Raw genomic sequence first — 21,500 nt, forward strand, 5'->3', positions numbered from 1 at the left:
GTGCCCGTGACCGAACCGACCGACGCCGCACCCGTGTCGCAGACGGCCCAGCTCTACGACAACCTCCGCGCCGCGATCCTGACGCTCGACATCGCACCGGGGGAGCGGATCTCGGAGCGCGGCCTCGAAGCGCGCTTCCACGCCTCGCGCACCCCGGTCCGGGCCGCGCTGTCGCGGCTCGAGCGTGAGGGGCTCATCCTGCACGAGGGCCGCTCGTGGACGGTCACGCCGATCGACCTCGGCGAGATCGCCTCGCTCGCCGAACTCCGCGGGGTGCTCGAGCCCGCCGCGGCCCGGCTCGCCGTCGCCCGCGCCCAGCCGGACGCCCTCGACGCCGTCCGCGCACACCTCGACGCCCTCCGCCCGACGCCGGACCAGCAGGCCGGCATCCGGATGGGCTCGACGTTCCACCTCGACCTCGCGGCCCTCGGCGGCAACCGGTTCATCACCGACGCCGTCGCGGACGCCCTGACCCGGCTCGAGCGCACCCGGTGGATCGAGGTCCGGACGCCGGAGGCGCGCGACGCCGCGTGGCAGGAGCACAGCGACATCCTCGACGCGGTGCAGAGCGGCGACGCGGACCGTGCGGCGGAGCTCGTGGCGGCGCACGTGGCCGGCACGAACGACCGCCTGCTCGGGTTCATCGCCCAGGAGGGACGACGCCTCCGTGGTGCCGGCATGGCGATCGTCGGTGCGCCGGAGCGGGCGGGCGTCGACGCGGGAGCCGGCCGGGCCTGACGCGGCCCGCACCGGCGGCCGCGGTCACTCGACGAGCGGGTGCTCCTCCGTCCCGTCGAGCTGCGCGGTCACCCACGTCAGGTGCGGATCGGCGTCGTGGTCGAGGAGGGCCTCCCGCACCTCGGCCTCGTCGCTGGAGAGCCGGTGCGCGTCCCTGCGCCCGGACGGTGTCGACTGTGACATCTGCTCGTCCCTTCTCCGGATGGTCGGGCCAGTGTCGTCCTGCCCGCGTCCGTCCGCAAGACCCTCCGGGCGCGTCCGGAGGAACACGGGCTGCCGAGGTGGTTCGAGCGCGACGGCTTCTGGCGGCCCCCGACGCCGCCGACTTGTTCACCCGCTACACCGAGGCCGCGCTCCCGGTCGTGCAGGACGGCGTCCGGTACGTCTGCACGATCAACGAGCCGAACATCGCGGCGATGCTCGCGGGTGGTGAGGACGCCGCGAACCTCGTCGCCTACGGCCTGCCGAACCCGGACCTGGGCGTCGCCGACGCCCTGTTGGCCAGCCACCGGCGGTCGCGAGACGTGCTGTCCCAGGTGTCGGGCCTCCAGTCCGGGTGGACCGTCGCGACCCAGGCGTTCCGGGCGAACGGCGACCCCGGCTCCGAGGAGATGCTCCGCGAGTACGGGTACCCGCGTGACGACTGGTACCTCGAGGCCGCTGCGGGCGACGACTTCCTCGGCGTGCAGGCCTACACCCGCACGTTCATCGGCCCCTCCGGTCCGTTGCCCGTCGCCGACGATGTCGAGACGACGCTGACCGGGTGGGAGTTCTACCCCGAGGCCTCGGCGGACGGCCTGCGGTCGGCGTGGGCGCTCTCCGGCGGTGTCCCGCTGATGATCACCGAGAACGGCATCGCCACCGCCGACGACACCCGCCGGATCGCCTCCACGCAGGGCGCCCTCGAGGGGATCCACCGCTGCATCGAGGACGGCATCCAGGTCCTCGGCTACCAGCACTGGTCGCTGCTCGACAACTACGAGTGGGCCTCCGGGTTCCGGCCGACGTTCGGGCTCGTCGCATGGGACCGGGAGACGTTCGAGCGGACGCCGAAGCCGTCGGCGCGGTGGTACGGCGGGGTGGCGCAGGCGAACGCGCTCTGGCGTCCGTACAGTATCTGATATTCTGCTCGGATGTCCGATCGCTCATCCGAGTCACGTCGCCCGGCCGATGTCGATGTCGTCATCGTCCTCTTCCACAGCGATGCCCGTCTGCTCCGAACGTGCCTGCTGTCGGTCGAGCGCGCTGCAGCGTTCGCGGACGTTGTGGCTCGCGTCGTGTTCGTCGACAACGGAGGTGGCGTCCCGGACCTGGGCGAGGACCTCGCGATCCCGTTCGTGCTCGTCGGCGACGGCCGGAACGACGGTTTCGGTCGAGCGGTCAACTCGGCCTTCGCGGTCGTGGATGCGCCGCGCGCGATCCTCCTCAACCCGGACGCAGCGTTGGAGGAGGGCGCGATCGCCGCGTTCCTCCGCGCCGCCCAGGAGCAGCCCGGGTCGCTCCTCGCCGGCACGATGCTCACCACGGGCCGGATCGACCCGGACTCGGTGCTCGACTGGGACTTCAGCATCGAGCGCCGCCTCAAGCGCCGAAGTTTCGCGACGCCCGTCGATGCGAGCGGCGTCGCCGTCCGCGTCGAGAAGGCGACCGGCGGTGCGCTTTTCGCTGAGAGCAGTCGTTTCCGTGAGCTGGGGCCCTTCGATGAACAGTTCTTCCTCTACGCCGAGGATGCCGACCTGTCCCGTCGTGCCGTTCGGCAAGGAGTGGGGGTCTTCCGTGTCGCCGATGCTCGGGTGCAGCACGTCGGGAGTGCAAGCGCGCGTTCGTTCGCGGCGCTCGTCGAGTTCGCCAGGGCGGACGCCGCAATCCGTCTCACGGCCTCCCACCGGTCCCGTGTCGTGAGTCTTGCGCAGCGTGGCGAACTCCTCGTGGTCACGCTCCTCGGGATGCTCGTCGAACGTGATCCGGACCTCCGGAAGGCGCGAGCTGCCCGACTACGTGCCCTCCGTCTTTGGGGGCTGCTGTGCCGTCGACCGGGGCTCGATGCGAGCGAACTGTCGGACCTGGCGTGATGGGGAGTGCAGACGGTCACTGAACAATCGCGTGAGTGGTCGATCGACGGCGAACCAGATCCCGATGCTGACCAGCACTGCCACCGCCGCCGCGGCGAGACCGAGGAGCCACCACGGTGTCGTGCTCGGGAGCAGTGCGGCGAGGACGGCCACCGTCGCCGGGCCCGCGATCGGGTGTGTGAGGTACAGCGCGTACGAGGCGTCACCGAGCAGGTCGACCGACGGCACGATCCGTGGAGGGATCCATCGCTCCACCAAGAGGATCACTCCCAGGGTCAGCGTCGCCACGGGCAGGAGCACGATGCCGTGCGTCGGGTTGACGAGTTCGGCGCCGGTCCAGACGACGACTGCCACGATGCCCCAGGCGAGCGTGCGCGCTGACGCTGTCCGGGTCGCGACGTGGCCGAAGACCATGCCGATCACGAACAGGAGGACGTACGGGTCGGCGTGGAACTGGAACGCGGGCCACGGGTCCGTGCGGAAGGCCGATGCACAGGCGAGAGCCGTCATGGTCGGCGCGACGACGGTCAAGGGAGTGCGACGTGCCGCGAGCGCGAGGGCGACGATGCCGTAGAAGAACAACTCGAAGGACAGCGTCCACATGACCGTGTAGAGCGGCTGGACCAGACCGTCACCACCCCGCGCGGGCAGGAAGAGGTACGACGCGAGGACGTACCAGCCGTCCGGACGGAAGCGCTCAAGGACGTCGGGGGCGAGCAGTCCGGTGACGACTTTGAGTGTCAGGACGAGCCAGGCCAAGGGGACGATGCGCGCCAGTCGTCGGTAGGCGAACCGCCTTGCTCCGTTTGGGCGGACGTGCTGCGTGGTGAGCACGGCCACGAAACCACTGATGGCGAAGAAGACCGCGACACCGAGCTGGCCGGTCGGCAAGGAGGGCGCTGTGAGTCCGCCGCGGTCCCGGATGTACGACGGGACGTGCGAGAAGACGACCAGCAGCGCAGCGATGAACCGGATCGCTTGCACGCCTGTGAAGTGGGGCCGCGGGAGGTGGGGCGGAGAATGCACGGTGGCATCATGCACGGAATCCGTTTCCGGCACTGTACATGTTGTATTTCTGGTGGATTAGTGCACTGTCGTCCTCCGGGCCCGCGAGGCCGGTCCCTTCTCGACGGGCGGCGAAGTGGATGCCGGTGGCGATGAGGACCCAGAGCAGCGGCGTTGCGAGGTCCGGAGCGGACACGGCCTTGGCAACGAGGAGGCCGAGGAGCGCTGCGGCCACCGGTGTTGCGGCGACCGTCCGTGCTGACCGGAAGAGCAGCGTGAGGGTGGCTGCCCCGAAGGTCATCACGCCGACGACGCCGGTCGTCGCGAAGAGTGTGACCAAGAACGACGAGGACCGGTCGCTGCCGAGCCCGGCGCCCATCCCGCGTGTCTCGAGGAGTACCCGGTAGCCGAGCTCGTCCGCAGCGGTGCGGGAGTCGAAGGACTGGCTTCCGACCTTCTCCTCCACGATCTGCATGATCGAGTCGACGATCTGCGTGCCGGACGCAACGGAGGCGAAGGCGATCGTGAGGAACGCGACGGTGAACGCTCCGGCGTGCCGACCGCCGGACGCCACGAACCTCGCGACGAACGACCCTCCGAGCGCCACGGCCACGATGCACCCGGCTGCCACCGCGGTCCCGGAAGCAGACGCCAGGAGGTTCCCGGCAGCGACGGTGAAGAGGGTACCGGAGGTGATCCGCGTTTGAGCGTCATCCGCTCTGGCGGTCCCGACGGCTGCGAAGGCGACGATCGCGAGCGAGAAGGCGGCGAGTTCGCTCGGTTCCGCGAACACGCCGCGGAGACGAGCGTCGCCGACGCCGGAGTAATCGACGGGCAGCGTGTCGAAGAGCCAGGCAGTCCGGTCGAGGCCTGCCGTACGCAGGAGTCCTCGGGCCGCGCTGAGGCCTGAGCCGGTCCACGCGGCGACGAGCAGCGCGATGGGAGCCGTGCCCGTCCGCCACAGGAACCGAGCCGCCACGACGGACGCCAGCAGGTAGGCGACCTGCGAAGCGTTCCCGATCGAGTACTGCAGCGCCGACGGAGCGTGCACTTGAGCGTCGATGCCCTTCCCTGGCGTGAGGACCGCGATGCCTGCGAAGGTCCACGGGCCGATCGCCGTGACGACGAGCGCCCAGCACACGAAGGTGACGAGCAGTGAGACGGCAGGGTCCTGGAGTCGTGCTCCTCGTCGCGGTGCCGGCGTGCAGCCGACGACTGCCGCCACCACGACGAAGACGGACAGCGTCGCAGGCCCCACGGCGAGCCCCGCCGAAGCCGGAACACCGGCACCGAAGCCGAGCGCGGCCGCCGGGAGGGTCGGTCTCCTGAGCGCGACACCGCACAGCGTCAGGGCGATCGCGAGCGCGCCGAGCAACGTCATGGTTCTCCTACCGAGTGATATGTCGTACACTATAACATCACATCTGGATGGAATCCGAGGAGACCCATGACACTCGCCCAGTTCTTCGCCGTCGTCCGACGCCGTCGATGGTGGATCGTCCTCACCGTCGGCATCGGCATCGGTTCCGGGGTCGTCGTCTCAGCGCTCCAGGTGCCGCAGTTCCGCGCAGAGTCCTCGGTCTTCGTCTCGGTCGGCGGCGCGACCGTCACGGACCTGACGCAGGGCGGGACCTTCTCGGAGGCCCGCGTCGCCTCCTACGTCCAGTTGGCCCAGTCGCCCCGTGTCCTCTCCGCGGCTGCACACCGAGCGGGCGTCCGCGGCGACGTCGCAGTGCTCCGGTCGAAGGTCCAGGCCGAAGCGGTCAGCGACACGGTCATCCTCTCGATCTCCGCGACCGACACCGACCAGGCCAAGGCTGCTTCGCTCGCCAACGCGGTCGCACACGAACTCGTCGAAGCAGTCGCCGGGATCGAACGGACCGATGACCACGGTCGTCCACTCGTCGAGCTCAGCGTCTTCCAGCAGGCGCAGGAGCCGTCACGGCCGATCTCCCCGCGGCCGGCCGTCAACGCGGTCCTCGGGGTCATCGGCGGTCTCGGCTCGGGGATCGCGATCGCCCTGGTGCTCGAGACGGTCGACACCAAGTTGCGCTCCGTCGAGGCCCTCCGCCAGATCGGGAAGCGGAGTGTCCTGGCCGAGATCCCGGTCGACCCGCAAGCGGCGACCTCGCCCCTCATCGACGTCGACAACCGGTACTCCGAGCGCGCCGAGCAATTCCGTCAGCTCAGGACGCACCTCACGTTCACCAACGTCGACGGTGGCAGCCAGGCGATCGTGGTGACGAGCGCCCTCCCGGGCGAGGGCAAGTCGTCGACCGCCGTGAACCTCTCGCTGATGCTCGCACAGAGCGGCCATCGGGTCGTGTTGGTCGACGCGGACCTCCGGCGTCCCTCGACGGGCGACTACCTCGGGCTCGAGAGCGGCGTCGGTCTGTCGACGGTCCTGACGCACCAGGTCGAGCTCGCTGACGCACTCCAGCGCCACGGGGCCGACGAGCTCCACGTGCTCGCCTCCGGGCGGGTCCCGCCGAACCCGAGTGAGCTCCTGGAGTCCCGGACGATGGAGGTGCTCATCGCCGATCTGCACCAGCACTTCGACTACGTCATCATCGACGCGCCTCCGGTCCTCCCGGTCACTGATCCCACGGTCCTCGCGACGCGCGTCAACGGAGTCCTCTTCGTCGCGTCGGTCGACGGCCGTGTCACCAGTCACGCCGTGCAGAGCGCACTCGGTCGGCTCGACGCGGTGGGTGCGCGTGTCGTCGGCACCGTCGCGAACCGGGTCCGGCTCGGGCGGAAGACGGCGCAGTACTACGGCTACCAGCCGACGGCTCCGAGGAGTGAGCGCCCTCGCCGCAGCCGGAAGGCAGTACGCGCGCGGATGGCTGAGCAGTGAGCCCGCCGTTCCACGTCCTCCTCGTGTGCGAGGGGAACGTGTGCCGATCGCCATGGGCAGAGATCACCTTCCGCAGCGCCTGGGGCGTGACCACCGACGCCGACCTCGTCGCGATGAGCGCAGGGACACATGCGCTCCGGGGCCACCGGGCGCATCCGCTACTCGAGTCGCTCTGTGCGCGCGATGAGGAACGCCGCCAGGTCGAGCGGCACCGCTCGCGGCGGGTCGATGCCCGGCTGCTCCGGGAACAGGACCTCGTGCTGGTGATGGAGCGGAGGCTGCGAGCCGACCTGCTGGATTCCTGGCCAGCTGCGCTCCACCGCACCTTCATCATCGGCGAGGTCGACCGCCTGGTGCGACTCGGGCCGCCGACCGTCGAGGAGCACGGGCTCCCGTTGACCGAAGTCCTCGCCCGACGCCGCCGTCCGCAGGACTCCAGCGCTGGCGACGACGTCGACGACCCGGTCCGGGGCACCGCAGAGGACTTCCACCACATGGGGGACCGGATCGGACGGATGACACGGACGATCGTGCCCTTCGTCGCCGACGTCATGGCCGCAGACACCACGAGGAGGGACCGCTGATGAGCGGCAACGGGATCATCGTCCACGAATGGATCGAACGCGTCGGCGGGGCCGAACGCGTCGTCGACGAGTTCGCGGACCTCCATCCTGACGCGGACATCCTGACACTGTGGAACGACCACCCGCAGCGGTACGGACCGGACCGTGTCCACGAGACCGTCCTCGCGCGTCTCCCGGAGCGGGGCCGGAAGGTCGTGTCGCTGCCCGCGATGTCGGCGGTGTGGCGAACCGCACCGAAGCGGCTCGGACAACGCGACTGGGCGCTCGTCAGCTCCCACCTCTTCGCGCACCACGTCCGGGTCCCTGGTGTCGCCCCGGAGCGGCTGTTCGTGTACGCGCACACCCCGGCCCGCTACATCTGGGAGTCCGGGCTCGACGACCGGGGACGTTCCCTGCCCGTCCGAGCGTGCGCACCGTTCTTCCGCTGGCTCGACCGCCGGAACGGGGCAACCCTCCAGCGTCTCGCCGTACCGAGCGCGTTCGTCCGGCGGCGAGTGGAGCGCACCTGGGGCGTGGAGGCCGAGGTGATCCATCCGCCGGTCGACCTGGCGCGGGTGCGGAACGGTGCTCGACGCTCCGCCGACCTCGACCCTCGAGAACAGAACGTCCTCGCCTCGTTGCCCCAGGACTTCGTGTTGGCCGCGTCACGGTTCGTCCCGTACAAGCGGATCGACGTCGCGATCACCGCCGGGGTCGCGACCGGACGCCCGGTGGTGATCGCCGGATGCGGCCCGGACGAAGGGCGCCTGCGTGCGCTCGCGGCCGGATCGGGTGCAGAGGTCCGCTTCGTCATCGCGCCCTCTGACGACCTGCTCGCATGTCTCCTCGACCGGGCCGCGGTGTTCGTGTTCCCTGCCGTCGAGGACTTCGGCATCGTGCCGATCGAAGCGCTCGCGGTCGGCACGCCGGTCGTCGTCGCCGATCAGGGCGGCACGCGCGAGTCCGTCTCCGCCCGGAGCGGCATCCGCATCCCCGACCACGAGCCGTCGACCCTCCGCGATGCCGTCGCACGGGCCGTCCGTCTCGACCCCGCCACATGTCGTCGCGATGCCGAGTTCTTCGACAGCGCGCGCTTCCGGAGTGAGATCACTGCGTGGATGGCGGCATGACCGCAACCCGGACACTCGGGTCGGTCCTGGGGGCAGCCACAGTGCGTCCCCCGGTCGCCTTCCTCACCCATTCTGCGCAGCTCTCGGGGTGCGAGCTCTTCCTGCTGCGCGTCACGAGCGCGATGACATCGGTGCACCCGGTCGTCATCCTCGGGGAACACGGCCCCCTCGAGCGTGCCCTCGGCGAAGCCGGCGTTGAACACCACGTGATCCCCCTGCCGATGGCGACGCGCGCGCACAGTGTCCGGTCCCGCGCCCTCTCGACGGCGACTCTGCACAAGGTGACAGGGGTCGTGACCGTTGCACGTGCGGTCGCAGAACTCTGCCGTCGACGCGGCATCCGGCTCGTGACGACGCATTCGGCGAAGGCACACGTCTACGGCGGTCTCGCCGCTCGGTTGGCCGGTTCCCGTTCCGTGGCGCACCTGCACAGCGTCATCGGAGCCGACACAGGGCGGCCTGTGAACGACGTCCTCCTGCGTCTGGTCATGAGAGCCCTCCCCGAGGCCGTGATCGCGAACTCCCGGACGACGGCAGCGAGCATCGGACGGTGCCGCATCTCGGTCGCGGTGGTGGGCTGCCCGGTCGATGTCCCGGCTGTCGCCCCCGAGGAGCCGGAGGACCGCGCGGTCGCCGTGATCGGACGACTCGCAAAACTCAAGGGACAGGATGTCGTGCTCCGGGCCTTCGCAGAGGCGCGCGAGTCTGGTCTCAGCCCAGACGTGCGCCTGCGTGTGGTCGGTGACGCACTGTTCGAGCAGGACCAGGAGTTCGCTCGGTCGCTGCCGACGCTCGCGGCCGACCTCGGCATCCACGACGCCGTGGAGTTCGTCGGTCACAGCACCGACGTGCAGGCGGAGATCGCACGAGCAACGGTGGTCGTGCACGGAAGCCGGCGCGCCGAGGGGTTCGGCCAGGTGGTCGTGGAGGCCATGGCAATGGGCCGAGCGGTCATCACGACCGACGCCGGCGGACCCGCCGAGGTCGTCGACGACGGCCAGGACGGGGTGGTGGTGCCAGCGGACGACGTCTCGGCGATGGCACGTGGGATGTGCGACCTGCTCGCGGACGACGATCGGCGAGTGGCACTCGTCCGCCGGGCTCGCCGCAGCGCTGAGCGGTACGCACTGCCCACGGTCGTCGACGAGCTCGAGCGGGTCCTGCTCAACCACGTGCGGTGACGACGTGAGGCGGCGTCGTTCGTGAGGGCGCGCCTCCCGTCGTCGTCACGCCATCCGCAGGCCGGCCCCTGACGGAGCGCCGTTCGCTCCTCACGCCCGTCGTCGCGCCACGCGTCCGCGCGCCCGAGGGGTCCTGCCGGGGCGCGCTGGGGTCAGCGGAGTCGACGCCGGAAGGCTCGACGTGCCAGGTGCCGGGTCGTGGGCATCGCGGTCATGCCCGCGCACCACACGATCGCCGCGGCGCCGACGACGAGGACGAGTTGCCGGGACCCGATCGGGAGGACGTGTCGGGCTGCTGCGGCTGTCACGGCGCATGCCAGTGCGAGGACTGCGGGGAACCAGACGGCGCTGCAGAGGTCACGTGCCCTCACCGGGGTCGATCGGGCGATGACCAGGAACCCCGGCACCGTCACGAGGACGGTCGCCGCTGACACGGCGAGGACCATCGCCTGGAATCCAGCGGTGGAGAACGCGAGGAACGCCACCACGGTCAGCGGCCGACTGATCCACAACTCCCACCGGGCCTGCCTCCCGGCAGCGCCGTCAGCGAGGGCGAGGAAGACCGTGACCGTGGCCACGACGAGGGCGAAGGCGGCGGGCAGCATCGCGAGGAACACCGGGACCGTGCCGATCCAAGCGTGGCCGAATACCAGGTCGATGAGTGGCGTGCTCACGACGCCGAGGACCGCGAAGACCGGCCAGAGCGCGCCGCATGCGAGGCGCAGGATCGCGGTGAAGGTGTGTCGGAACCGATCCGGGTCGGATCGGAGCCGGGCCAGGACCGGGACGGCAACGCGACGCATTGGACCACTGACCTGTTCGAGCGGGAGGAGCACGAGCTGGCTGGCCTGGACGTAGAAGCCGGCGGACGCCTGCCCGAAGACGAGTGCGACGAAGACCCGGTCGAGGCTGCGGGCGATCCACTCGAGTGTTTGTGTGAGGGACGCGTTGCCGGCGAACGCCAGCTCGCGCCGGAGCGCACGGAGTGGGAGGCGGGGGCCTGGTCGCCAGGGACAGAGGAGTGCGACCGCGAGTCGGAGCGTCAGTGCGTAGGAGGTCGCCTGCAGCAGGAGGGCCAGGGCGCCACCCCCGGCGGCGGCGAGGGCGACGGCGCCGGTGCACGAGACCACAGCCGCCGCCACCTCCGCCGCTCCGATCGCTCCGAAGCGCAGGTTGCGGCCGAGGACCGCGGTTGGCACGGCTCCTGATCCTGCAGTGAGGAACACGACGGCCATCGCGAGCGCCCCGGCGCCGCCGCCAGGGAGGGCGCTCGCCAGCGGCAGCGCGGCGACGAGGCACCAGAGTGCTCCGATCATCGCGCCGGCCAGCCTGCTGATCGAGTGCAGCGTGCTGGCGGCGGCTGCTGAGAGTTCGGTGTCGTGAGCGATGAGCCAGGTGACGCCACCGGAGCGGATCACCTCGGCGCCGGTGACGGCGACGAGCAGGGTCGCTGCGGAACCGTACTGGTCTGGGCCGATCGTCCTCGCGATCACGACCATCGAGCTCATCTGGATCACGAAGCGCACCCATGACGCCGCTGCGGACGTCATTCCGCCGACCGATGCCGCGGCGGCGAGGCCGCGGCCGTCCTGCCAGTCGACTTCGATCGTCCGGGTCGAGGTCGTCATGGGTGCGCTCCGTGGGACGTCGTCAGTGGTTGACGATGTTCGACGTGCCCTTGTCGCGCACGGTCGGCTTCGACGGGGTCGTGATGCGGTTGCCGTCGCCGTTGATGACGAGCTTCGCGAGTGAGGCCGCGTCGATGCCGTTGATGGCTCCGTTGACGGTGAGTAGTTCGGTCTTGCCGAGGTGGACGACGGCGTTGCTGCTGTCGATCACGACCGAGGTGCAATCAGGAACGCTGACTTCCTTGTTGTTCTGACCCTCAACGTGCGCGGTGCCGTCCTCGCAGGCGATGTCGGCCTGTTCCAGCGGCGGGCCGGTGACCTCGGAGGTCGGGTTCGGTGTTCGCTCTGCACGGGCCGATGCCGATGCCGATGCCGACGCCGTTGCACCGTCGACCGGTGCGTTGCCCGTGCAGCCGACGAGAGTCGAGCATGCGACGACGGTCAGGAGCGATGCGACGAGATACTTCTGCATGAGGTTCCTTTCGTTCATGTATATAACATAATACATGACAGGCGAAAGGGGCACCTCGGTGAGGTGCCCCTTCCGTTGTGCGAGCCTGGTCAGCGGGTGATCTCGACGGAGGTCGCAGTCAGCTTGACCTTGCCGCCCTTCGTCATCTGGCTGGCCCAGAACTGGTAGGGCCCGGCCGGGAGATCGAGCGATGCGGTGAGCGACCAGTTGTTGTCAGCGGCGGCGGTGGCGGAACCGAACAGCGAGTCGTTCGCGAAGTCGGTTCCGGTCACCGTCACCGTCGAGCCGGCTGTTGCCGTCCCGGTGAACGTCATCGAGCCGCTCCCTGCAACGGTCGGACCGGTCGGACTCGTGATCGCGACGGCTCCCTCATCGCCGTAGTCGAGGGTGACGGCGGTGCTGTCGGACTCGGTGCCGTCGATGGTCTGGGTGACGGTGAAGTCCTGCTTGCCGTACCCGACCTTCGACGGATCGATGCCGACGTTGTAGGTGCCCGAGGCGTCGGTGATGGTGGTGCGGCCGATCTCGGTGCCGTTGGCGTCGCGGACGATGACGGTGGCGCCGGGCTTGCCGATGCCGGCGATGCCGGCCCATTCCGCGACGTTGTTGGGGAAGTACCCCTCGGCGCTGGGCGTGGCGGGCTTGGCCTGCTGGACGGTGATGTTCAGGCCGGTGAACTCGATCTTGCCGCCCTTGGTGCGCTGGTTGGCCCACAGCTGGTACGGACCGTTCGGCAGGGTCAGGGACGAGTTCTTCACGGCCCACTTGCCGTCGGTGACGTTCGCGGTACCGATCGGGCTGTCCGTGGTGAAGTCGGTGCCGTTGACCTGGACGATGCCGCCCGGGTTGCCGGTTCCGGTGAAGGAAAGCGGATTGCCCGGGATCGTGGAGCCCTCGGACGGGTTGGTGAACGCCGGGGTGTTCTGCCCGTAGTCGAGGGAGACGGCGGTGCTGTCGGACTCGGTGCCGTCGATGGTCTGGGTGACGGTGAAGTCCTGCTTGCCGTACCCGACCTTCGACGGATCGATGCCGACGTTGTAGGTGCCCGAGGCGTCGGTGATGGTGGTGCGGCCGATCTCGGTGCCGTTGGCGTCGCGGACGATGACGGTGGCGCCGGGCTTGCCGATGCCGGCGATGCCGGCCCATTCCGCGACGTTGTTGGGGAAGTACCCCTCGGCGCTGGGCGTGGCGGGCTTGGCCTGCTGGACGGTGATGTTCAGGCCAGTGAACTCGATCTTGCCGCCCTTGGTGCGCTGGTTGGCCCACAGCTGGTACGGACCGTTCGGCAGGGTCAGGGACGAGTTCTTCACGGCCCACTTGCCGTCGGTGACGTTCGCGGTACCGATCGGGCTGTCCGTGGTGAAGTCGGTGCCGTTGACCTGGACGATGCCGCCCGGGTTGCCGGTTCCGGTGAAGGAAAGCGGATTGCCCGGGATCGTGGAGCCCTCGGACGGGTTGGTGAACGCCGGGGTGTTCTGCCCGTAGTCGAGGGAGACGGCGATGCTGTCGGACTCGGTGCCGTCGATGGTCTGGGTGACGGTGAAGTCCTGCTTGCCGTACCCGACCTTCGACGGATCGATGGGCAGGTCGAACGCCGTGCCCGTGACCTTCTGTGACGCGATGACTTTCTCGCCCTGCTTGATCGTCACCGTGGCACCACTCGTGATGCCGTCACCCTTGATGTGTGCCCACGCGGCGACATCCTGCGGGAAGTAGCCCTCGACGCTGGTCGGCGCGCCGGGCTTGTTGTCCGCCTCGAGCGTCGTGGTGGTCGTGCCCTCGGCGCGGTAGTCGCCCTTCGAGCTGTCGCCGGCGTAGACGAAGCCGAGCTCGCCCGTGCCCGCGGCAGCGTCGGCCGGGGTGTCGACCTTGACGGTGTAGCGGTACTCCTGGCTCGCGGGGAGCTCGGTCGCGCCGCTGTCGACGTCGAACGTCAGCTTCTTGCCGCCGTCGGACAGGGTGCCGTTCTTCAGGTCGAGGGCCGTGTTCGGCGTCCAGGAGCCGGTGCCGTCGGTGCGGACCTCGGCGGCGACGTTGGTCTGGCCGTCCGCGAAGGTGGTGCCGGCCGGAGCGGTGAGCTCGACCTTGCCCTGCATGTCGGCGCGGGCTTCTTTGTTCTCGACGGAGAACGGGACGTCGGTCGTGCCGCCACGCTCGAGGTCGACCGGGCCGTTCTGCTTCGGGACGACGGTGCCGCCCTCGATGATCGTGACCTCGAGGTCCTGCGAGTCGTGCTCCTCGCCGTCGATCTTCTGCACGACGTGCAGGGTGTTCGGCCCTGCCTTGAGCCCCTCAACGGTCAGCTCCCACTTGCCTTCGGCGTCAACGGGAGTCGAGGTAGTTCCCACCCAGACCGTCGCACCCGGCGTAGCCGTCCCACTGACGGCAGCTTTCCCGCGAACATTATCCACCTTAGCAACGAGCGCTTGAAGGTCATTGAACCCGGACAAATCACTGGGGAGATCGATCAGTGGATTCGTGGCAGGCTCCTTCGAAACGAGCGTCGCGTATACATGCTGGCCGTGAGAGTCCACCACGCTTTCGGCGTGTCCCGCGAACCACACGGCATCCGCATATGCGCTACCGTACCCCGTGTTCAACCGCGCGCGAAGTTTCCCTTTGTCAAGAGTCCATTCGCGGACTTCGTTCGGGTAGGTTGTCCATTGTGAGCCTTTGCAGGAACGAATAGCGACGAAAGGACCCTTCAATGTTGAGGAAGAAACCGCTGCTTGCAAGCACATGTCCATGCTCGTTGCGGGATGCAGTCTCCAGTAACTGTGTCCATCGCTGGCGCTCTCTTGGAATTCTGCTCGGAACGCGCTTGCGTTTGATTTTGCTTCATCGAGCGTTGACGCCTTGTCTAGGTACTCGGTCCCGCTCCGGAAAAACCAATAGTCGTTTGACTCCTTCCAAACCATCTTGAAGGCGGTACCGAGTTCACCCGGCTCCGGTGCGTAATCAGCCGCAACTGCTCGGGTGCCGTCAGTGATTGCGCCAGCGAGGAAAGAGAGAGCAACGCCGGTCGCGACGGCCCTCCGGAGGAATGACTTCATGTGAAGAGATGTCTTTCGGATCGAGGCCACGCACGCGGGATCGCGCCGGGCACTGGTCATAGGACATAAGAAATATCAGGCATCAGCCTGAAGACCTTCCGAGCGCGATGCCTACGCGAACCTGCGTCCGACCGACGCAACTTCCGCGCCCAGGACTTGACGCGCCTCCCGTCCTGAGTAAACTTGAGCCCATCGGACGCAAGTCCAACCCCTTACCCCTACACGAGGAGTCAACACATGGGACGTGCAGTAGGCATCGACCTCGGAACCACCAACTCCGTCGTCTCCGTTCTCGAGGGCGGCGAGCCCACCGTCATCGCCAACGCCGAGGGGCTCCGCACGACGCCCTCGATCGTGGCGTTCACGAAGGACGGCGAGGTGCTCGTCGGCGAGACCGCGAAGCGCCAGGCCGTCACCAACGTCGACCGCACCATCGCGAGCGTGAAGCGCCACATCGGTACCGACTGGAAGGTCGACATCGACGGCAAGAGCTACACGCCGCAGGAGATCTCGGCCCGCACCCTCGGCAAGCTCAAGCGCGACGCCGAGCAGTACCTCGGCGAGGACGTGACCGACGCGGTCATCACCGTCCCGGCGTACTTCAACGACGCCGAGCGTCAGGCCACCAAGGACGCCGGTGAGATCGCCGGCCTGAACGTCCTGCGCATCATCAACGAGCCGACCGCTGCGGCGCTCGCGTACGGCCTCGACAAGGGCAAGGAAGACGAACTCATCCTGGTCTTCGACCTCGGTGGCGGTACGTTCGACGTCTCCCTGCTCGAGGTGGGCAAGGACGAGGACTTCTCCACGATCCAGGTCCGCGCGACCTCGGGTGACAACCGCCTCGGCGGCGACGACTGGGACCAGCGCATCGTCGACCACCTCGTCAAGAAGTTCAAGGACGAGCACGGCGTCGACCTGTCGACCGACAAGATCGCGAAGCAGCGCCTCAAGGAGGCCGCCGAGCAGGCGAAGAAGGAACTGTCGAGCCAGCTCAGCGCGAGCATCCAGCTCCCGTACCTGACGCTCACCGCCGACGGCCCGCTCAACCTCGACGAGACCATCTCGCGCGCGCAGTTCGAGCAGATGACCTCGGACCTGCTCGACCGCACGAAGAAGCCCTTCAACGACGTCATCAAGGAAGCCGGCGTGTCGGTCAACGACATCGCGCACGTCGTCCTCGTCGGTGGTTCGACCCGCATGCCCGCCGTGGCCGAGGTCGTCAAGTCGCTGACCGGTGGCAAGTCGCCGAACCAGGGCGTCAACCCGGACGAGGTCGTCGCCGTCGGTGCCGCGCTCCAGGCCGGTGTCCTCAAGGGTGAGCGCAAGGACGTCCTCCTCATCGACGTCACGCCGCTCTCGCTCGGCATCGAGACCAAGGGCGGCCTGATGACGAAGCTCATCGACCGCAACACCGCGATCCCGACCAAGCGCAGCGAGACCTTCACGACCGCCGACTCGAACCAGCCGTCGGTCGCGATCCAGGTCTTCCAGGGCGAGCGCGAGTTCACCCGCGACAACAAGCCGCTCGGCACCTTCGAGCTCACCGGCATCGCGCCGGCCCCGGCGGGCATCCCGCAGATCGAGGTCACGTTCGACATCGACGCCAACGGCATCGTGCACGTGTCCGCGAAGGACAAGGGCACCGGCAAGGAGCAGTCGATGGTCATCTCCGGCGGCTCGTCGCTGCCGAAGGAGGACATCGAGCGCATGGTCCGCGAGGCCGAGGAGCACGCCGCCGAGGACAAGGCCCGCCGTGAGGCGAGCGAGCGTCGCAACCAGGCCGAGCAGCTCGTCTACTCGATCGAGAAGCTCATCAAGGAGAACGACGACAAGCTCCCCGCGGACGTCAAGTCCGAGGTCCAGGGCGACGTCGACGGCCTCAAGTCCGCGCTCGCGGGTGACGACGACGAGGCCGTGAAGACCGCGTTCGACAAGCTCAACGAGTCGCAGGGCAAGCTCGGACAGGCGATCTACGCGCAGAGCCAGGCAGCCGACGCCGCCGGTGATGCGGGTGCGGGCGCCGGTGCCGAGGGCCAGACCACCGGTGACGACGAGGACATCGTCGACGCCGAGGTCGTGGACGACGACGACAACGACAAGAAGTAGGACACATGACCACCAGCAACGAGAACCCGCAGGACCCGCAGCACGACGGCGCCGACCTGCCTGGAGGCTCGGCTGACGGTGGGCAGACCGGTTCCGGCCCGGCGGATGGTTCCGCCGGGCCCGCCGGGTCCGCCCCCCAGGGTGGGCAGGCACAGGGCGGCCAGGCACAGGGCGGACGGGCGCAGGGCAACGCGGCCGAGGGCTCCGAGGACGGCGCGACGGCTGACGTCGACGGCACCGAGGACCTCATCGAAGCCGAGGGTCCCGACGTCGAGGTGTCGACGGACGCGCCGCCGGCGAACGACCTGAGCCCCGAGGACGAGGCGCTCCTGGCCGACGCAGCGACCGGCATCGCCGAGGACCGGCTCTCGCCGTCCGACCGCGACCTCGTCGGCGAGATGCGGACGGACATGCTCCGCGCCCAGGCCGAGCTCGTGAACTTCCGGAAGCGCGTCGAGCGTGACCGGGACGCCAACCGCGAAGCCGTCATCGCCGAGGTCGTGCGTGCACTGCTCCCGGCCCTCGACGACCTGAACCGCGCCGAGTCCCACGGCGACCTCGCCGAGGGACCGATGCAGGTCATCGCCCAGAAGCTCCGCAGCGGGTTCGACAAGTTCAAGCTCGTGCAGATCGGCGAGAAGGGGGAGACCTTCGACCCCAACGTGCACGAGGCGATCGTCCAGCTGCCCACGCCGGGAGCGACCGGCCAGACCGTGGCGGACGTCGTGGAGCCGGGCTACAAGCTCGGTGACCGCGTGCTCCGTGCGGCCAAGGTCGCCGTGGCGGTGCCGGCCTGAGGGTCGGCGACGGTGGAAGGGAGGTGAGCCGTGGCCAGTCAGGACTGGTTCGACAAGGACTTCTACGCAGTGCTCGGGGTGTCGAAGGACGCCTCCGAGGCTGACCTGAAGAAGACGTACCGGAAGCTCGCGCGGCAGTACCACCCGGACTCCAACCCGGGTGACGCTGCTGCCGAGTCGAAGTTCAAGGAGATCAGCGAGGCGTACTCGGTGCTCTCCGACAAGGAGCAGCGCAAGGAGTACGACCAGGTCCGCGCGATGGGCTCCGGCGCTCGCTTCACCTCGGGTGGTGCGGGCGGCCAGGGCGGCTTCGAGGACGTGTTCGGCGGCATGTTCGGCGGAGGCGGCGGCGGACAGCGCGTCCGGTTCGGCCAGGGCGGTGCCGGCGGTGCCGGCGGGTTCGAGGACATCCTCGGCGGCATGTTCGGCGGAGGCGGCTTCGGCCAGAACTCCGGCGGCTTCCGCGGCTTCGGCGGACCGACGAAGGGGCGTGACGTCACCGCGACGACCACGCTCGACTTCGCCACCGCGATCGCCGGGGACACCGTCAAGCTCGCGCAGGGCAACGGCCGGCCGGTCAACGTCCGCATCCCCGCGGGCGTCTCCGACGGCCAGAAGATCCGGCTGCGTGGTCGAGGCGAACAGAGCCCCGACGGCGGCGAGGCCGGCGACCTGGTGGTCACCGTCTCCGTCCGCAAGCACCCGGTGTTCGAGCGCGACGGGCAGAACCTCCGCGTGGACGTGCCCGTGACGTTCGTCGAGGCGGCGCTCGGCGCCACGATCCAGGTGCCCACACTCGGCGGCGAACCCGTCAAGCTGCGGGTCGCCCCGGGGACACCCTCGGGCCGGGTCCTCCGGGTCAAGGGCCGGGGCGTCCCGGGCAAGAACGGCACCGGTGACCTGCTCGCCACCGTCCAGGTCGCCGTTCCGTCCCACCTCTCCGACAAGGCCCGCGCGGCGCTCGACGCCCTCGCGGACGCCCTGCCGGACGAGGACCCCCGCGAGGACCTCCTCGCGAAGGCGCGCGGCTGACCGCGCACCGAACCGCACTGCACGACCGGCCTGGAGGCTCGGCGCGGCTCCGTCAGGGACCCGCGCCGAGCCTCCAAGCCGGCAGGGTGGGCGCGCCGCCGGCGCGTCCCGTCACAACCGGTGTGCGGGCACAGACTGGTCCCGCACCACGCGCACGACCGAAGGAGCGCTCGATGACCGAGATGGACGAGAACTCGCCCGTCTTCGCGATCGCGGTCGCGGCGGAACTCGCCGAGATGCACCCGCAGACCCTGCGGCAGTACGACCGGCTCGGCCTCGTCGTGCCCGGGCGCACCCGTGGCGGGTCGCGGCGGTACTCGATGCGCGACATCACCCAGCTCCGCGAGATCGCGCGGCTCGGGTCCGAGGGTGTGTCCCTCGAGGGGATCCGGCGGGTGCTCGACCTCGAGAACGAGAACGCGCAGCTGCGGACCCGTGTCCGGGAGCTCGAACGCGCACTCGCCGACCAGCTCATCAGCCGTCCGGGTGCACGGGTGTTCGCCGCGACGACGACCGGCGCCGCGGTGCCCCTGCGTGCGGGCATGCGGCCGCAGCGCAACACCGCGGTCGTGCTCTACCGCCCGCAGCGCTGACGAACCGTTCGCCCTGACGGTGCCTGTCAGCAGTCGAGCAGCGGATCGGCGAGCGAGCGGGCCGCACTGCCCGCGGCACTGCACGGCCCGGAGCCGTCGGGCCGCTCGTCCGCCGGGACGCACCGATCAACCGTCCGGCGACGTGCTCGGACGGAGCGGATGACCTGGCGGATGCACTCCTGGCACACGGTCAGCGCTCCGCATGTCCTCGGAGCGGGTCGTCGTCCCCGTCACCGGTGTCAGCGCGATCCGGGTCCGGCAGCAGGTGCACCGCCCAGGTCGCTCGCTCCGCCAGCCGTCCGTCACGTCCGTCCACGGCGATCCGCAGCGCGACGACACCGTTGCGGATGTGCTCCCACGGCAGTGCCTCGTGCAGCCGGTCGTTCCGCAACCGGAAGGTCAGGCCGTCGAGTGAACTGAGCAACGCCGCCGACAGCATCGGGTTGTGGCACTCGTTGATGAAGGTCCGGTAGACCGGCGTCGCCGCGTCAGCCGTCGGCATCCACCCCGGCTCCTGCATGCAGTCGAGCAGGACGCCGAGACGACGGAACAGCGAGGACCGTGACCGGTCGCTCAGCGACGGGACGGCGAGCCGCACCACACCGCCGAACAGGAGCCCCAGGGCCTGCAGCGCAGGGAGGACGTCCTCGTCCCGCGGCACCGCCACGCGTGTGTACCGGTTCGCCCGCAGTTCGACCAGACCGAGGCGACCCAGGTCCGCGAGGGCCTCCCGCACCGGCGTCCGTGAACACCCGAGCTGCAGCGCGAGTTCGTCGTCGTCGAGTCGTTGGCCGGGACGGAGCCGTCCGCTGATGATCTCCGCACGCAGACGCTCACGAGCGACGTCACGGAGCAGGGTCTTCGTCCCGGGGGTGGGTCGCGCTACGAACATCGGCCCCTCTCGCGGTGCTGCGGAGCCCGGGCGGTCCGGGCGTGTTCCGAGCGTACGACTCCTGCTGCACGATGTCGCGTGTGGTATATCGGTGTCCTCCAGCGCCGGGTTGCAGACCGGGGAACGGGACTGCCAGTGCGCCGCGGCTACTCTCGGTCCGTGCCGTCCTTCGACTTCGCCGACCACTTCCGGCGCCACGCCCGCGAGCAGGGCCCGGACCTCATCGCGATCGACGGGACCGACCGGTTCCTCCTCGACGAGGCTCCGCACGTGCACGGCGACGCCCTGCGGCACCCGGGCGCCGTCACGGTGGTGGACGACCGGTACGGGGTGCTCACCCTCGGAGTGCTCGCCCTGCACGGAGCGTCGGATGTCCGTGTGGTCCAGGACTCGCTCGTCGGTGAGCGAGCACTGGAGGCCAGCGCCGGCACGTTCGGCCGTCGCGGGTTCCACCACCCGGAGGGCTTCGAGGAGGCGTTCCGTGACGCCCGACTCGTCATCCTCCGGCTCAGCAAGTCGCACGACCGCCTGGACGAGGTCGCACGCGCGGTCGCCCGCTTCGCCGCGCCGGACGTCGTGCTGCTCTGCGGTGGACGCACGAAGTACATGACCCTGACCCAGAACGACGTGCTCCGGCGGTCGTTCGGCGAGGTCGTCGCGAGCCGTGGGCGCGGCAAGTCCCGCCTGCTCATCGCGTCGGACCCGCTCCGCGCCGCCGCCGAACGCGCCGCGGTGACCGATCCGTGGCCGCGTCAGGTACGTCAGGACGAGCTCGACATCACCATCGCCGCCCACGGCGGCGTGTTCGCGGGCACGTCGCTCGACATCGGGACGCGGGTCCTGCTCGAGGCCGCCGAGGCGGCCATGCCGGAGGCCCGGGTCGTCGTCGACCTCGGGTGCGGTAACGGGGTGGTCGCGACCGTCGTCGCGCGCTCCCGCCCACGCGTGCGCGTGGTGGCGACGGACGTCTCCGCGGCGGCGATCGCCTCGACGCGTCTCACCGCCGACGTCAACGGCGTCGGCGACCGCGTCCGTACCGTGCGGAGCGACGCCGGCGACGAACTCGACGAGGACAGCGCCGACCTGGTGCTGTGCAACCCGCCCTTCCACGCGGACACGACCGTCTCGACGGACGCCGCCGAGGCGATGTTCCGCAACGCGGCCTCGGTGTTGCGTCCGGGTGGGGAACTCTGGACGGTGTGGAACTCGCACCTCCGGTACCGCCCGATGCTCGAGCGCATGGTCGGACCCACGCGGCAGGTGACGCGGACGGCGAAGTTCACCGTCACGGCGTCGGTCGCCCCGCGCTGAGCTCCGGTCAGACGAGCCGCCGACGTCTGCGGGCCCGGGGGAGTGGCCGGCCGCGACGGGGACGACC

General features: G+C 69.6%; 19 protein-coding genes. 12 read left to right on the forward strand and 7 right to left on the reverse strand.

Annotation, left to right across the window (positions count from 1 at the left end; all coding sequences use genetic code 11):
* Positions 1-6: 6 nt before the first annotated feature.
* Positions 7-738 (forward strand): GntR family transcriptional regulator, encoded by a 732-nt coding sequence (locus tag DEJ34_RS02115; protein WP_110890664.1) that lies wholly within the window; start codon positions 7-9, stop codon positions 736-738.
* Between the two features lie 24 nt (positions 739-762).
* On the opposite strand, the gene DEJ34_RS02120 is transcribed toward DEJ34_RS02115, so the two are convergent.
* Entirely contained in the window at positions 763-921 is a 159-nt protein-coding gene (locus DEJ34_RS02120; protein ID WP_181419437.1) for a hypothetical protein, read from the reverse strand.
* A gap of 143 nt (positions 922-1,064) precedes the next feature.
* Here DEJ34_RS02120 and DEJ34_RS02125 point away from each other — a divergent pair, with 143 nt between their 5' ends.
* Positions 1,065-1,859, forward strand: coding sequence for a family 1 glycosylhydrolase (locus tag DEJ34_RS02125; protein ID WP_258368303.1), 795 nt, complete (start codon positions 1,065-1,067; stop codon positions 1,857-1,859).
* 12 nt (positions 1,860-1,871) lie between these two features.
* Positions 1,872-2,810, forward strand: coding sequence for a glycosyltransferase (locus tag DEJ34_RS15720; protein ID WP_110901032.1), 939 nt, complete (start codon positions 1,872-1,874; stop codon positions 2,808-2,810).
* Here the strand turns inward: DEJ34_RS15720 and DEJ34_RS02135 are convergent.
* Entirely contained in the window at positions 2,733-3,794 is a 1,062-nt protein-coding gene (locus DEJ34_RS02135) for an acyltransferase family protein (protein ID WP_181422229.1), read from the reverse strand. The two genes, DEJ34_RS15720 and DEJ34_RS02135, sit on opposite strands and share 78 nt — an antisense overlap.
* 49 nt (positions 3,795-3,843) lie before the next feature.
* Positions 3,844-5,196, reverse strand: a complete 1,353-nt coding sequence (locus DEJ34_RS02140; protein ID WP_110911167.1) for a hypothetical protein — start codon at positions 5,194-5,196, stop codon at positions 3,844-3,846.
* A 66-nt stretch (positions 5,197-5,262) separates the two neighbouring features.
* On the opposite strand from DEJ34_RS02140, the gene DEJ34_RS02145 reads away from it, so the two are divergent.
* From DEJ34_RS02145 to DEJ34_RS02160, 4 genes are read left to right on the forward strand one after another with little or no spacing between them, the layout of a single operon-like run.
* On the forward strand, positions 5,263-6,672 hold the full coding sequence (locus tag DEJ34_RS02145; protein ID WP_110901035.1) for a tyrosine-protein kinase domain-containing protein: 1,410 nt from the start codon (positions 5,263-5,265) through the stop codon (positions 6,670-6,672).
* 38 nt (positions 6,673-6,710) lie between these two features.
* Positions 6,711-7,256 carry an arsenate reductase/protein-tyrosine-phosphatase family protein gene (locus tag DEJ34_RS02150; protein ID WP_181420630.1) on the forward strand — a complete coding sequence of 182 codons (546 nt, stop codon included), beginning with the start codon at positions 6,711-6,713 and terminating at the stop codon, positions 7,254-7,256.
* On the forward strand, positions 7,256-8,365 hold the full coding sequence (locus DEJ34_RS02155; protein WP_110911166.1) for a glycosyltransferase: 1,110 nt from the start codon (positions 7,256-7,258) through the stop codon (positions 8,363-8,365). Before DEJ34_RS02150 ends, DEJ34_RS02155 begins: the two co-directional genes overlap by 1 nt.
* A complete protein-coding gene (locus DEJ34_RS02160; RefSeq protein ID WP_110911165.1) occupies positions 8,362-9,546 on the forward strand; it encodes a glycosyltransferase in 1,185 nt (394 codons plus the stop codon). Before DEJ34_RS02155 ends, DEJ34_RS02160 begins: the two co-directional genes overlap by 4 nt.
* Positions 9,547-9,698: 152 nt before the next feature.
* On the opposite strand, the gene DEJ34_RS02165 is transcribed toward DEJ34_RS02160, so the two are convergent.
* The 3 genes from DEJ34_RS02165 to DEJ34_RS02175 all read right to left on the reverse strand — a co-directional run bounded on the left by DEJ34_RS02165 (position 9,699) and on the right by DEJ34_RS02175 (position 13,904).
* Complete coding sequence (locus DEJ34_RS02165) at positions 9,699-11,174, reverse strand: oligosaccharide flippase family protein (RefSeq protein ID WP_110911164.1); 1,476 nt, start codon at positions 11,172-11,174, stop codon at positions 9,699-9,701.
* 22 nt (positions 11,175-11,196) lie between these two features.
* Positions 11,197-11,664, reverse strand: a complete 468-nt coding sequence (locus DEJ34_RS02170) for a DUF3060 domain-containing protein (RefSeq protein ID WP_181422228.1) — start codon at positions 11,662-11,664, stop codon at positions 11,197-11,199.
* Positions 11,665-11,735: 71 nt separating this feature from the next.
* Positions 11,736-13,904 (reverse strand): Ig-like domain-containing protein, encoded by a 2,169-nt coding sequence (locus DEJ34_RS02175; protein WP_284180698.1) that lies wholly within the window; start codon positions 13,902-13,904, stop codon positions 11,736-11,738.
* 1,032 nt (positions 13,905-14,936) lie between these two features.
* On the opposite strand from DEJ34_RS02175, the gene dnaK reads away from it, so the two are divergent.
* The 4 genes from dnaK to DEJ34_RS02195 all read left to right on the forward strand — a co-directional run bounded on the left by dnaK (position 14,937) and on the right by DEJ34_RS02195 (position 19,230).
* Positions 14,937-16,808: a molecular chaperone DnaK gene (dnaK, locus tag DEJ34_RS02180; RefSeq protein WP_110911161.1), complete on the forward strand. Its 1,872-nt coding sequence runs from the start codon at positions 14,937-14,939 to the stop codon at positions 16,806-16,808.
* 5 nt (positions 16,809-16,813) lie between these two features.
* On the forward strand, positions 16,814-17,605 hold the full coding sequence (locus tag DEJ34_RS02185; protein WP_220032811.1) for a nucleotide exchange factor GrpE: 792 nt from the start codon (positions 16,814-16,816) through the stop codon (positions 17,603-17,605).
* Between the two features lie 30 nt (positions 17,606-17,635).
* On the forward strand, positions 17,636-18,637 hold the full coding sequence (locus tag DEJ34_RS02190) for a DnaJ C-terminal domain-containing protein (RefSeq protein WP_110911160.1): 1,002 nt from the start codon (positions 17,636-17,638) through the stop codon (positions 18,635-18,637).
* Between the two features lie 182 nt (positions 18,638-18,819).
* Positions 18,820-19,230, forward strand: coding sequence for a heat shock protein transcriptional repressor HspR (locus DEJ34_RS02195; protein WP_110823945.1), 411 nt, complete (start codon positions 18,820-18,822; stop codon positions 19,228-19,230).
* Between the two features lie 190 nt (positions 19,231-19,420).
* Here DEJ34_RS02195 and DEJ34_RS02200 read toward each other — a convergent pair whose 3' ends face one another.
* Positions 19,421-20,122, reverse strand: coding sequence for a GntR family transcriptional regulator (locus tag DEJ34_RS02200; RefSeq protein WP_110911159.1), 702 nt, complete (start codon positions 20,120-20,122; stop codon positions 19,421-19,423).
* A 159-nt stretch (positions 20,123-20,281) separates the two neighbouring features.
* On the opposite strand from DEJ34_RS02200, the gene DEJ34_RS02205 reads away from it, so the two are divergent.
* A complete protein-coding gene (locus tag DEJ34_RS02205) occupies positions 20,282-21,433 on the forward strand; it encodes a class I SAM-dependent methyltransferase (RefSeq protein ID WP_110911158.1) in 1,152 nt (383 codons plus the stop codon).
* The last annotated feature ends 67 nt before the right edge of the window (positions 21,434-21,500 follow it).

The organism is Curtobacterium sp. MCPF17_050 (assembly GCF_003224435.2).
Lineage (GTDB): Bacteria > Actinomycetota > Actinomycetes > Actinomycetales > Microbacteriaceae > Curtobacterium.

What these genes read in the sequence shown, in the direction of transcription:
- DEJ34_RS02120 (WP_181419437.1), bottom strand. Translation starts at nt 921, where the DNA reads ATGTCACAGTCGACACCGTCCGGGCGCAGGGACGCGCACCGGCTCTCC.
- dnaK (WP_110911161.1), top strand. Translation starts at nt 14,937, where the DNA reads ATGGGACGTGCAGTAGGCATCGACCTCGGAACCACCAACTCCGTCGTC.
- DEJ34_RS02170 (WP_181422228.1), bottom strand. Translation starts at nt 11,664, where the DNA reads ATGAACGAAAGGAACCTCATGCAGAAGTATCTCGTCGCATCGCTCCTG.
- DEJ34_RS02185 (WP_220032811.1), top strand. Translation starts at nt 16,814, where the DNA reads ATGACCACCAGCAACGAGAACCCGCAGGACCCGCAGCACGACGGCGCC.
- DEJ34_RS02165 (WP_110911164.1), bottom strand. Translation starts at nt 11,174, where the DNA reads ATGACGACCTCGACCCGGACGATCGAAGTCGACTGGCAGGACGGCCGC.
- DEJ34_RS02155 (WP_110911166.1), top strand. Translation starts at nt 7,256, where the DNA reads ATGAGCGGCAACGGGATCATCGTCCACGAATGGATCGAACGCGTCGGC.
- DEJ34_RS02145 (WP_110901035.1), top strand. Translation starts at nt 5,263, where the DNA reads ATGACACTCGCCCAGTTCTTCGCCGTCGTCCGACGCCGTCGATGGTGG.
- DEJ34_RS02160 (WP_110911165.1), top strand. Translation starts at nt 8,362, where the DNA reads ATGACCGCAACCCGGACACTCGGGTCGGTCCTGGGGGCAGCCACAGTG.
- DEJ34_RS02195 (WP_110823945.1), top strand. Translation starts at nt 18,820, where the DNA reads ATGGACGAGAACTCGCCCGTCTTCGCGATCGCGGTCGCGGCGGAACTC.
- DEJ34_RS15720 (WP_110901032.1), top strand. Translation starts at nt 1,872, where the DNA reads ATGTCCGATCGCTCATCCGAGTCACGTCGCCCGGCCGATGTCGATGTC.
- DEJ34_RS02200 (WP_110911159.1), bottom strand. Translation starts at nt 20,122, where the DNA reads ATGTTCGTAGCGCGACCCACCCCCGGGACGAAGACCCTGCTCCGTGAC.
- DEJ34_RS02140 (WP_110911167.1), bottom strand. Translation starts at nt 5,196, where the DNA reads ATGACGTTGCTCGGCGCGCTCGCGATCGCCCTGACGCTGTGCGGTGTC.